Here is an 11099-nt window from a genome sequence, read left to right as displayed (position 1 = left end):
GGAGCGGGGCGGTGTCGCAAAACCCGTTTTTGAGCTTCAAGTTCCGGGGTGCGGCCAAGGGCGACAAGGTGGTGGTGAAGTGGACCGACAACAAAGGCGAGTCCCGCACCGACGAGGCCACCATCGCCTGACACCGCAGCACCCCATCCATCCGCGGCCGACTCGACTGCCAGCGGGTCAACGAAACGCAGCCCTGCGCCGCAGCCCGTCGCGCCGACACCGCAAACCCACATAGCACGAGGAGTCACCTATGAAACGATCATCGCCGACGCGACTGGCCACATGGGCGGTGGCGTCCGCTTTGAGCGCGGCCGTTCACGCGCAAGGCACGGATGCCAGCAAGGGCATCGAGGAATATCGGGCCATGTTGCAAGACGGCAACCCGGCAGAATTGTTCGAGGTCAGGGGGGAAGCTTTGTGGAAACAAAAGCGGGGGCCGAAAAATGCTTCGCTCGAACAATGTGATCTGGGTAAAGGGCCCGGTGTCGTCAAAGGAGCGTTCGTCGAGCTGCCGCGCTACTTCAAGGACACGGGACGGGTCCAAGATCTGGAAAGCCGTCTGCTCACCTGCATGGAGACGCTGCAAGGCATCGACGTCAAGAAGGAGGTGTCACAGCGTAATTTCGGCAAGGGCGAAACCGCCAACGTGGTAGCCTTGGCTACCTGGATTGCCAGCGAGTCGCGTGGCATGTCATTCAATTTGCCGTTCAACACCCAGGCCGAGCGCGATATGTATGAAATCGGCAAGCGCCTGTTTTTCATGCGCGGCGGTCCACACGACTTTTCCTGCGCCGGCTGCCACAGCGAAGACGGCAAGCGCATCCGCCTACAGGAGCTGCCCAATCTGACCAAGAATCCGGGCGACGGCGTGGGTTTTGCCGCGTGGCCGGCATATCGTGTCTCCAACGGGCAAATGTGGAGCATGCAGCACCGTTTGAACGACTGCTACCGCCAGCAACGCTTCCCAGAACCGGTGTTTGCCAGTGACGCCACCATCGCTCTGGGAGTCTATATGGGCGTCAACGCCAAAGGGGCCAAGTCGATTGCCCCGGCCATCAAGCGCTGAGTTGGAGTAGTACAGTCATGAAATCCGTATTCGTCCTGTCGATCATTCCCGCCGCGTTGGTCACCGCTGGCTGCACCATGGGGCCCACTGCGGCCGACTACGACCGCATGACGATGGAGGTCGTCAAGCGCTCCTTCGTCGAGCGCGGCATCGCCAAGCTAGACCGACTGGAACAAGACGAGGCGCGGCTGGCGTGCTGGCAGTCCGAAGTGTCTGGTAAGCCGCTGGACCAGAAAACAGCCAAGGCCATTGAGGAAGCCGCGTACAAGAGTGTGAAATGGCCTAGCGATGGCAAATTCTTGGGTAACTGGGAAGAAGGCGAGAAGATCGCCCAAAGTGGGCGTGGTCTGACCTGGAGCGACGACGCCAAAGTCGTCAACGGTGGCAACTGTTATAACTGCCATCAAATCAGCAAAGAGGAAATATCCTACGGTACGCTGGGCCCCAGCTTATACAACTATGGCAAGCTGCGCGGCGTAACCGACCCCAATAGCCCGGCGGCCAAGCCGATCATCGAGTACACCTGGGCCAAGATCTGGAACTCGCGCGCGTTCAATGCCTGTACGAAGATGCCCAGTGCCGGACACAAGGGTATCTTGAACGAGCAACAGATCAAACACATCATGGCGCTGCTGCTCGACCCGAACTCGCCTGTGAATAAATAATCGACGGTGTGTGTGGTGAGGTGGCCGCGGTACCGGGGAAGGTACTGCGGTTTTTTTATTCGTTGACCCGGGCGGAGGGCGCGGCGTGCGCCCACCGACGCAGCCATCGATGGTGCGGCAGCGCTACCCGGGACACCCCCGGGGGCGAGACGGGCGGCAAGCATGCCAACGATGGCTGGCGCACCAGGCGTGTCTGCACGGCCCGGGCATTCGGCGGGCACCCCGTACAATCGGCGGCGTTGCTCATCTCATCGCCCCCGCCGTATCGTTGACTCTGCCGTGAACGCGCGCCCATCTTCTTTGATCGTGTCGGTTTTTCCCGGGGGCGACGCCCTGGGGCATTTTCGCGCCACGCAGTGGCTGGCACGCCTGCAGGCGGTGGAGCCGCGTATTCAGTCGGTAGCGGCGCGCCACGTGCACCTGGTCGCCACTGAGGCACCGCTGGATGAGGCCGCGCGCCGGCGTTGGGCTGCCTTGCTGCACTATGGCGAAGCCTACCGCGGTCCGACCGAGGGCGTGCGCATCGTCGTCACCCCCCGGCTTGGGACCGTGTCACCGTGGGCCTCCAAAGCCACCGACATCGCACGCAACTGCGGTTTGATGGCACGGCGGGTGGAGCGTGTCACGGAAGTCATACTGACACTGGCCGGTGGCACCCTCGCGGGGTTGATGGGGCGCCAAGCCAGCCTCGATGACGCCACTTGGCGCGCCTGCGCTGCCTTGCTGCACGACCGCATGACCGAGAGCGTGCTGCCCGATCTGACGGCAGCGCAGGCGCTGTTCGAACCACTGCAGGCGGCCCCGATGGCGCGCGTGGATGTGCTGGCGCGCGGGCGCGCAGCGCTGCAAGAGGCCAACACCGCCTGGGGTTTGGCGCTGGCCGACGATGAAATCGACTACCTGGTCGAAGCCTTTCAGCGGCTGGGGCGCAACCCCAGTGACGTCGAGCTGATGATGTTCGCCCAGGCCAACAGCGAGCACTGCCGACACAAGATCTTCAACGCCCAGTTCGTCATCGATGGCGTCGAGCAGCCGCACAGCCTGTTCGGCATGATCCGCCACACCCACCAGCAGGCGCCGCAACACACCATCGTGGCTTACGCCGACAACGCTGCGATCATGGAGGGGCGCGACATCGAACGCTTCGCCGCCGTGTTCGATGGTGGCGGCAGCCCCGCCTATCGGCGCAGCATGCGGCGACACCATGTGCTCATGAAGGTGGAGACGCACAACCACCCGACGGCAATTTCTCCGTATCCGGGTGCCGCCACCGGTGCGGGCGGAGAAATTCGCGATGAGGGTGCCACCGGACGTGGAGCACGCCCAAAGGCAGGCTTGACCGGCTTTACCGTGTCGCGGCTGTGGGGAGGCTGGGCGGATCAGCCCGACGGCAAACCCGGACATATCGCGACACCGCTGCAGATCATGATCGAGGGGCCGCTGGGTGGCGCAGCCTTCAACAACGAGTTCGGGCGACCGAATCTGTTGGGGTATTTCCGCGCCTACGAGCAGCGCCTGGCCTCTGACGTCGATGTGATCGATCGCGGCTACCACAAGCCGATCATGATCGCCGGGGGCCTGGGGCAGATCGATGCCACCCAGACGCACAAGGTGGTGTTCCCCGCAGGCACTTTGCTGGTGCAGTTGGGCGGGCCGGGCATGCGTATCGGGATGGGCGGCGGGGCGGCCAGCTCCATGGCCAGCGGCGTCAATGCGGCCGACTTGGACTTCGACTCCGTGCAACGCGGCAACCCCGAGATCCAACGCCGCGCGCAGGAGGTGATCAACCACTGCTGGGCGCTGGGGGACGACAACCCGATTCTGGCCATCCATGACGTTGGTGCCGGGGGCTTGTCGAACGCCTTTCCGGAGCTGGTCAACGACGCGGGACGGGGCGCGCACTTCGACCTGCGCGCCATTCCGCTGGAGGAAAGCGGCCTGGCGCCGAAAGAAATCTGGTGCAACGAAAGCCAGGAGCGCTACGTGCTGGCGGTGGCCCCCGAGGCGCTGCCGCGTCTGGCCGCGCTGTGCGAGCGCGAGCGTTGTCCGTATGCCGTGGTGGGTGTGGCCAGCGAGGAGCGCACGCTGGTGGTGGCCGATCCGCAAGCGACCGACCCGCAGCACGCACGTCCGGTGGACATGCCGATGGAGGTGTTGCTGGGCAAGCCACCGCGCATGCGGCGCGAGGTCACGCGCATCGTGCGACGCTTTGCCCCGTTCGATGGCACCGCAGTGGACTTGCAACGTGCGGTGATCGACGTGCTGGCGCACCCGACGGTGGCCTCCAAACGCTTTCTGATCACGATTGGCGACCGCACCGTGGGTGGCCTGACGCATCGCGACCAGATGGTGGGGCCATGGCAGGTGCCGGTGGCCGACTGCGCGGTGACGCTGGCGGACTTTCGCGGGCTGGCCGCGGAGGCCATGGCGATGGGCGAGCGCACCCCGGTGGCCGCGCTCGACGCGCCGGCGGCAGCGCGCTTGGCGGTGGCCGAGGCGATCACGAACCTGCTGGCGGCGCCGATCACGTTGTCGCGCGTGAAGCTGTCGGCCAACTGGATGGCCGCCTGTGGCGAACCGGGTGAAGATGCGGCGCTGTACGACAGCGCGCGCGCGGTGGGACTGGAGCTGTGCCCGCAGCTGGGCATCAGCATCCCGGTGGGCAAAGACAGCTTGTCGATGCGCACCCAGTGGACGGGCGCCGATGGACGAGCGCGCAAAGTGGTGGCGCCGGTGAGTCTGATCGTCAGCGCCTTCGTCACGCTGGAGGATGTGCGCGGCACGCTCACCCCCCAGCTCGACGCGCAGGACGATACGACGCTGATCTTGATCGATCTGGGGCGCGGCCGCCAACGCATGGGCGGCTCGATTCTGGCGCAGGTGCTCGACCAAGCTGGCGGCGCCCCGCCGGATCTGGACGATCCGCAGGATCTGCTGCGCTTGGTGGCGGCCATCAACGAATTGCGCCAGCGCGGTCTGCTGCTGGCGTACCACGACCGCAGCGACGGCGGGCTGTTGGCCTGTGTGGCCGAGATGGCCTTTGCCGGGCGGGTCGGCGTCACGCTCAATGTGGACATGCTGGTCACAGAAGGCGACGGTATCCAAGACAGCCGTGCCGACGTCGGCGACGCCAAAAACTGGGCCGCGCAGGTCAGTGTCCGCCGCCACGAGCGCACGCTGACCGCTTTGTTCAACGAAGAGCTGGGCGTCGTCATCCAGGTACGCACGAGCGAGCGCGACACGGTACTGCAGACCTTGCGCGCCCACGGGCTGTCCGCTTGCAGCCATGTCATCGGCAAAACGCGGCCAGCCAGCAGTCCCATCGATGCGGGTAAAGGGGCGCTGCAGATCTGGCGTGACGGACAGTGCGTCTTTTCGGCGACGTTGCATGACCTGATGCAGGTGTGGGACAGCGTGAGCTGGAACATCTGCCGACTGCGCGACAACCCGACCTGTGCCGATGCCGAGCATGCCGCCGCTGGCCGGCCGGACGACCCGGGACTGCACGTGGCCTTGACGTTCGATCCCGCGCAGGACGTGGCTGCCCCCTACCTGAACCTTGCGCGTCCGCGCGTGGCCATCCTGCGCGAGCAGGGCGTCAACTCCCACGTCGAGATGGCCTACGCCTTCGACAGCGCTGGGTTCGAGGCGGTGGACGTGCATATGAGCGACCTGCTGTCGGCACGCACGGTGCTCACCGGCTTCCAGGGGTTGGTGGCCTGTGGCGGCTTCAGCTACGGGGACACGCTGGGTGCTGGCATTGGCTGGGCCCGCTCCATCACTTTTCACCCCGAGCTGGCCGAGCAGTTCCGTGCCTTCTTCGCCCGCAGCGACACCTTTGGACTCGGCGTGTGCAACGGCTGCCAGATGTTTGCCGAGCTGGCCAGCCTGATCCCAGGGGCCGAGCATTGGCCGCGCTTTACCACCAACGTCAGCGAGCGCTTCGAGGCCCGGCTGTCCTTGGTGGAGGTGACGGATTCCCCCAGCCTGTTTTTCCACGGCATGGCCGGCAGCCGCCTGCCGATTGCGGTGGCGCACGGCGAGGGTTATGCCAACTTTGGTCAACGCGGCGACATCGAGCGGGTGGCGGTGGCCATGCGCTATGTCGATCACCACGGACGACCCACCGAGGCCTACCCGTTCAACCCCAACGGCAGCCCGCGTGGCATCACCGCCGTCACCACGCCCGACGGGCGCTTCACGGCCATGATGCCCCACCCCGAGCGGGTGTTCCGCAATGTGCAGCTGAGCTGGACCGACCTGGGCACCACCGGCGGCATCGACGCGTTCAGCCCCTGGATGCGCATGTTCCGTAATGCGCGCCGCTGGGTTGGCTAAGCGACGCGCGCTGCACCCACCACGGCACCGACTAGGTCGGGCGTGTGCGATAAAAGCGCAGCGGCTGCTCGCGCGCCTGCCGTTCGAATGCACGCGCCACATGGCGTTTGAGACGGCCGACCACGTGCATCTCGCACGGCTTGCAATCGAAACGCAGCATCAGGCGCTCGTCGCCGTGGATGAGCACCAGCGGCTCGGCGCGGATGGTACCCTGCACGCCCGTGACGCCCTTGGCTTGCTTGGGACACAGGCTCAAGCTGTAGCGCACGCAATGTTTGGTGATCATCAGGCTGACGTCGCCCAGCGCCTCATGGCTTTCGTAGGCGGCTTCGATGACGCGCACCCCATGGCGGGCATAGAAATCGCGCGCCTTGTGGTTGTAGACATTGCCCAGATAGGTCAGCACGTCGTCGGGGTAGGTGGGCGGGGGCTGGACCGGGGCGCGGGGTTTCGGGCGTGGGCGCGCGGCCTCACGCGCTTGCAGCAGCGCTTGCACCGCCTCGCGCCGCAGGGCATTGAGCTGCGACGGCGGCACGAACCACGGCTGCGCGGTGTGCACGTGCACCGCGCGCGCTTCGAAGATCGTGTCGCCCAAGCGCGTCAAGCCCTCCCGCAGCCTGGCCTGCGCCTGCTGCGGATCGCGCGCGGGCGCTGGTGGCCCCGCCAGCGTCGCGCGCCCCACGCAACCGTTTTCGTCCTCCAGGTGCAATTCGAGGCCCTCGGCGCTGTCGCGCAACGTCATCCACACCCCAATGCGGCGCTGGGCCGATGGCCGCTCGAGCCGCCGCACCCAGGCCATGCTGCGGTTGCGGTTGACGGTCGTGCCGGGCCGCAAGTCCGTCAAGGTATGCATGGGGTCTTTGGGCTCGACGCGCCAGCGCATGCCCCCATCGCTGCCCGCCCCCAGGCGTTCGACCCGGTTGGTTTGCAGCCCCAGCAGGTTGCCTTGCAGGTCGAAGTAGCACAAACCGTCGCCATTGGCCAGTTCGATGCCCGGCGCATTGGTCTCGATCTCGAGCGCAGCCGCGCCGACGCGCACCACCCAGCCAATCGGCTGGCCCGGATTTTTCGGGCTGTCGAAGGCGCCGATGTCCATTTGGCGGCCGTGGACGAAATAGTCGGTGAAGGCGCGGTTGAAGGTTTGGTTGGGGTCGGGCGTGAAGGTGTAGGTACAGCGACCGCTGGAGGCGCGCGCCAGTTCGGGACGCTCTTCCAGGATGTCGTCGAGCAGCCGCCGGTAGTGCGCGGTGATGTTCTTCACATAGGCCATGTCTTTGTAGCGGCCTTCGATCTTGAAGCTGCGCACCCCGGCATCGATGAGTGCGCGCAGGTTGGCGCTTTGGTTGTTGTCCTTCATGGACAGCACGTGCTTGTCGTGCGCGATGATGCGCCCCTGCATATCGCGCACCTCATAGGGCAGGCGGCAGGCCTGGGAGCAGTCGCCCCGGTTGGCGCTGCGGCCCGTCTGGGCATGACTGATGTAGCACTGTCCGCTGTAGGCCACACACAGCGCGCCGTGAATGAAGTACTCCAGCACCGCGCGTCCTGGTCCGTCGCGCGGGCCCAAGGCCGCATCGACGGCCGCGATCTGCGCCAGTGAGAGCTCGCGCGCCAACACGATTTGGGCAAAGCCCACGTCTTGCAAAAAGCGGGCTTTTTGCGGCGTGCGGATGTCGCACTGGGTGCTCGCGTGCAGCTCCAGCGGTGGCAGATCCAGCTCCAGCAGCCCCATGTCCTGAATGATCAACGCGTCCACCCCGGCCTCGTACAGTTGCCAGGCCAGCCGACGCGCGGGCTCGAGCTCGTCATCGCGCAAGATGGTGTTGAGGGTGACGAAGACGCGCGCGTGGTAACGGTGCGCGTGGCGCACCAGGCGCTCGATGTCGGCTACATCGTTGGCGGCATGGGCGCGCGCGCCAAATCCAGGGCCGCCGATGTAGACTGCATCCGCCCCGTGATGGATCGCTTCGATGCCGATGTCGGCGTCGCGCGCGGGCGACAGGAGTTCGAGCTGATGGGGCCACATAATGCGAGCTGTTGGTTCCGAACCTGAAATTGTCCCAAATCCCGCCGTGAAGCGCCACGAGTTCCGTTTTTTGCACCGCCTGCGCGTGCGCTGGGCGGAGGTGGACATGCAGGGCATCGTCTTCAACGCCCACTACCTGATGTACGTCGATGTCGGCATGACCGAGTACTGGCGGGCGCTGGCGCTGCCCTACGCACAGGCCATGCAGCAACTCGGCGGCGACCTGTATGTGCGCAAGGCCACGCTGGAGTTTGCCGCCAGTGCCCGCATGGATGATTGCCTGGACGTGGCGCTGCGCTGCGAGCGCATCGGCAACTCCTCCATCACGATGACGGCGGCCGTGTTTCGCGGCGAGCAGGCGTTGGTGGGAGCCGAGGTGGTCTATGTCTTTGCCGACCCGGCATCGCAGACGGCGCGCACGGTGCCGGCGCCGCTGCGCGCCCTCATCGAGCAGTACGAGGCGGGCCAAGACGTTTTGCGCATCGTCACCGGACCGTGGGATGCCCTGCGGCATGACGCGGCGCCGCTGCGACGCGCGGTGTTCGTGGACGAACAAGGGATCCCCGAGGCAGAGGAATGGGACGCGGCCGACACCCATGCCCTCCATGCCGTGGCCTACAACGGGCTGGGACAGGCCGTAGGCACCGGGCGGCTGCTGGCGACCGCCCCGGGGCAGGGCAAAATTGGCCGCATGGCGGTGCACCGCACCCTGCGCGGCGCCGGGGTAGGGCGCCGCGTGCTGCAGGCGCTGGAGGACGCTGCCCGCGCCCGCGGCGAACACACCCTGCGCCTGAGCGCGCAGCGCAGTGCGCTGCCGTTTTACGCGCGGCTGGGCTGGCAGGTCGAGGGCGATCCATACGACGAAGTCGGCATTCCCCACCAGTCGATGGTCAAGCACCTGGGGGGACCGTCCGGCACGGCCACGCCCTGCTGCGGCACATAGGTTTGTTCGCACAGCGTCAAACCGCAGTCGTCCTGCCAGTGGGCCATCAGGCGGCTACGGGTGCCCCAGCGGCGTTGCGGCAGGTGCACGAACGCGCTGCGCCGTATGTGCTCATCGATCGAAGCGCCGGCCTCGTACTGCTGCAACCCCTGTTCCAGCACCGACCACGCCCGCTGTGAATGCGGAATGCCCAGGGCTTGGTGCAAGGCAGCGGCCAGCGACTGCTGCTTGGGCCAAGGCGTGTCCAGTACGGCATTCGATAAGGTATAGACCCCTGGCCCCAGCCGCCGCCCGTGCCACCCATTTCGTTGCAGGGGCACTTGGTCACCGCGCTGCGGCCGGTTGCTCAACCACACCCACTCAGGGCGATGCACATCCGCCAACACGACGTTGCAGCCATTGACGGCATCCGCAGCCTGGCGGCTGGCCCAGCCGGCCCAGTCCGCATCGGCCCCGCTCAACCACGCCAGCACCAAGTCACCGCGGCTGCGCTGCCGCGGCGGCTCGGGTGGCCAGGCGCGCACATTGGTCAGCATCGCCAGCCGGCCATTGTCAGCCACGGCCAACCACGAGCCGCCCGCCACGCCGTCGCGCCCCCCGCACACGCGCACCCCGTTGGGCAGTGCCCAGACATGCAGCGGCTGGGTTGGCCGGTCCCAGGACTCGTCCCGGTTGGACGCGATCCACCGGGGATACCCGCAGTCCGCAATGACCCAACCGATCAGGCACATGGCAGCGTCTTGCACACACCGCCGCGCCGGTATCGATCAGCGTGGCCGCCCACGCGCACGGCTTCGCATCGCTGGGTCCACGCCATCGCCGCAGCCTTCCGCTGGACCATGGTCGACCCACGTGCCGGGGCACGTACAGGCGTCCCGCTTGGCACCCACCGATGCAACACCCGCTCCTCTGCCGCCGACAGCACCCAGGCACGCCGCCCAGCCGTGCGTTCCGTGTCCGCCCACGGAGCCATCAGATATCCTGCAGCAGTGGGTAGGGCAGGGGCAGCAGGCGCAGGCCAACGCCATCGGGGGTGCCGGCGCGCAGCGGCTGCCCATCGGCCGCGCTGGTTTGCAGCGATAGGAAGGCATGCCAGGAGCCGTCGGGCGCGGCAGCGGCCTGCGCGATGAGGCCGACCGGCTGCTCGGTGTCAGCGGGGTGAAACACCTCTTGCCCGGCAGCCACTGGCCCCTCGGCTGCCGCCAAATAGCCGCGCCGCTTCAGCGTGCCACGGAACTGACTGCGCGCCACCACCTCTTGCCCGGGATAACAACCTTTTTTGAAGTTGACACCGCCCACCGACTCGTAGTTGATCATCTGCGGCACGAAGGCTTCTGCGGTTGCGTCGCAGACATGCACCACGCCGCTCATCACCTCCAGCCAGGGCCACAGCCCCGGCGGCAGCGATACGGCCGAAGGCGCGGGGGCCGTCGCTGCTTGTACGCGCAGTGCCCGCTCACGCCCCAAGGCGGGTGGCAGCCGTACCCACGCCCCACCCTCATCGCGCCACACGGACCACGGTGCCGCAGCCAGATCGGCGGGTACACTCTCACCGATGACCCCCCACAGCGTCCAGAGCGCGCTGGCGTCGTGCAGCCGCACCTTGGCACGCAGCACGAACATGGCCAAGCGTTTGAGCATCGGCGCCAAGCGCTCGCGCGGCAGGCACAGTGCCACGCCCTCGGCCAGTCGCACCACGACAGCGCTCATCAACATGCGCCCCTTCGGCGAACAGTAAGCCGCCAAGCGCGCGTGCTGTTCGTCCAGCTGCAGCACGTCGTTGGTCAGCTGGCCATGCAAAAAGGCTGCTGCATCGGGCCCTTCGGCCAACAGCACCCCCCAATCGGATAAGGGAGCGCAACCGCCGGCCGGCAAGGCGGACCCGACCGCCGCGAGCTCGGGGGGCGCATCGGTGGCGCCGACCGCGGCGGCGGTTGCGGGGTGTGACGTCGACATCGATGGGGTGCGGCTATCATCCATGTCCGTATTCTCGCGCAGTCGCTGTGCGCCGTTTGGCCCTTCCCTCCAGAAACCGTGTCGTCCACGCACCCTTCCCGCCCC

The 11099-nt window shown here is 66.6% G+C and carries 7 protein-coding genes and 1 pseudogene; 5 read left to right on the top strand and 3 right to left on the bottom strand.

From position 1 onward, the window contains the following. The 4 genes from Tchar_RS03770 to purL all read left to right on the top strand — a co-directional run. The coding region (locus Tchar_RS03770) for a thiosulfate oxidation carrier complex protein SoxZ (protein WP_201739291.1) at nucleotides 1-131 on the top strand (131 nt) is incomplete at its 5' end. Nucleotides 132-250: 119 nt separating this feature from the next. After that, nucleotides 251-1066, top strand: coding sequence for a sulfur oxidation c-type cytochrome SoxA (soxA, locus tag Tchar_RS03765; RefSeq protein WP_144327749.1), 816 nt, complete (start codon nucleotides 251-253; stop codon nucleotides 1064-1066). Between the two features lie 17 nt (nucleotides 1067-1083). Further along, entirely contained in the window at nucleotides 1084-1731 is a 648-nt protein-coding gene (gene soxX / locus Tchar_RS03760; protein WP_144327748.1) for a sulfur oxidation c-type cytochrome SoxX, read from the top strand. Between the two features lie 171 nt (nucleotides 1732-1902). Next, on the top strand, nucleotides 1903-6069 hold the full coding sequence (gene purL / locus Tchar_RS03755) for a phosphoribosylformylglycinamidine synthase (protein WP_144327747.1): 4167 nt from the start codon (nucleotides 1903-1905) through the stop codon (nucleotides 6067-6069). Nucleotides 6070-6100: 31 nt separating this feature from the next. Here the strand turns inward: purL and Tchar_RS03750 are convergent, their stop codons facing one another. After that, nucleotides 6101-8095: a peptidase U32 family protein gene (locus tag Tchar_RS03750; RefSeq protein WP_144327746.1), complete on the bottom strand. Its 1995-nt coding sequence runs from the start codon at nucleotides 8093-8095 to the stop codon at nucleotides 6101-6103. Between the two features lie 46 nt (nucleotides 8096-8141). Between Tchar_RS03750 and Tchar_RS03745 the strand changes: the two genes are divergently transcribed. Next, a complete protein-coding gene (locus Tchar_RS03745; RefSeq protein ID WP_236640173.1) occupies nucleotides 8142-9038 on the top strand; it encodes a YbgC/FadM family acyl-CoA thioesterase in 897 nt (298 codons plus the stop codon). Nucleotides 9039-9094: 56 nt separating this feature from the next. Here the strand turns inward: Tchar_RS03745 and Tchar_RS13935 are convergent. Together Tchar_RS13935 and ygfZ are read right to left on the bottom strand one after the other, a co-directional pair. Further along, nucleotides 9095-9769, bottom strand: a pseudogene (locus Tchar_RS13935) (NRDE family protein); the annotation flags it as partial. 241 nt (nucleotides 9770-10010) lie between these two features. After that, a complete protein-coding gene (ygfZ, locus tag Tchar_RS03735; protein ID WP_236640171.1) occupies nucleotides 10011-11018 on the bottom strand; it encodes a CAF17-like 4Fe-4S cluster assembly/insertion protein YgfZ in 1008 nt (335 codons plus the stop codon). Nucleotides 11019-11099: the final 81 nt, after the last annotated feature.

The sequence above is a fragment of the Tepidimonas charontis genome (assembly GCF_007556685.1).
In the GTDB taxonomy this organism is placed as follows: domain Bacteria; phylum Pseudomonadota; class Gammaproteobacteria; order Burkholderiales; family Burkholderiaceae_C; genus Tepidimonas; species Tepidimonas charontis.
Note: the sequence above shows the minus strand (reverse complement) of the source record. Positions and strands in the feature narration are given on the sequence as shown.

Excerpts from the sequence above, each read along its gene's own strand:
- ygfZ (WP_236640171.1), bottom strand. The coding sequence starts at position 11,018 with ATGGATGATAGCCGCACCCCATCGATGTCGACGTCACACCCCGCAACC.
- soxX (WP_144327748.1), top strand. The coding sequence starts at position 1,084 with ATGAAATCCGTATTCGTCCTGTCGATCATTCCCGCCGCGTTGGTCACC.
- purL (WP_144327747.1), top strand. The coding sequence starts at position 1,903 with ATGGCTGGCGCACCAGGCGTGTCTGCACGGCCCGGGCATTCGGCGGGC.
- Tchar_RS03750 (WP_144327746.1), bottom strand. The coding sequence starts at position 8,095 with ATGTGGCCCCATCAGCTCGAACTCCTGTCGCCCGCGCGCGACGCCGAC.
- soxA (WP_144327749.1), top strand. The coding sequence starts at position 251 with ATGAAACGATCATCGCCGACGCGACTGGCCACATGGGCGGTGGCGTCC.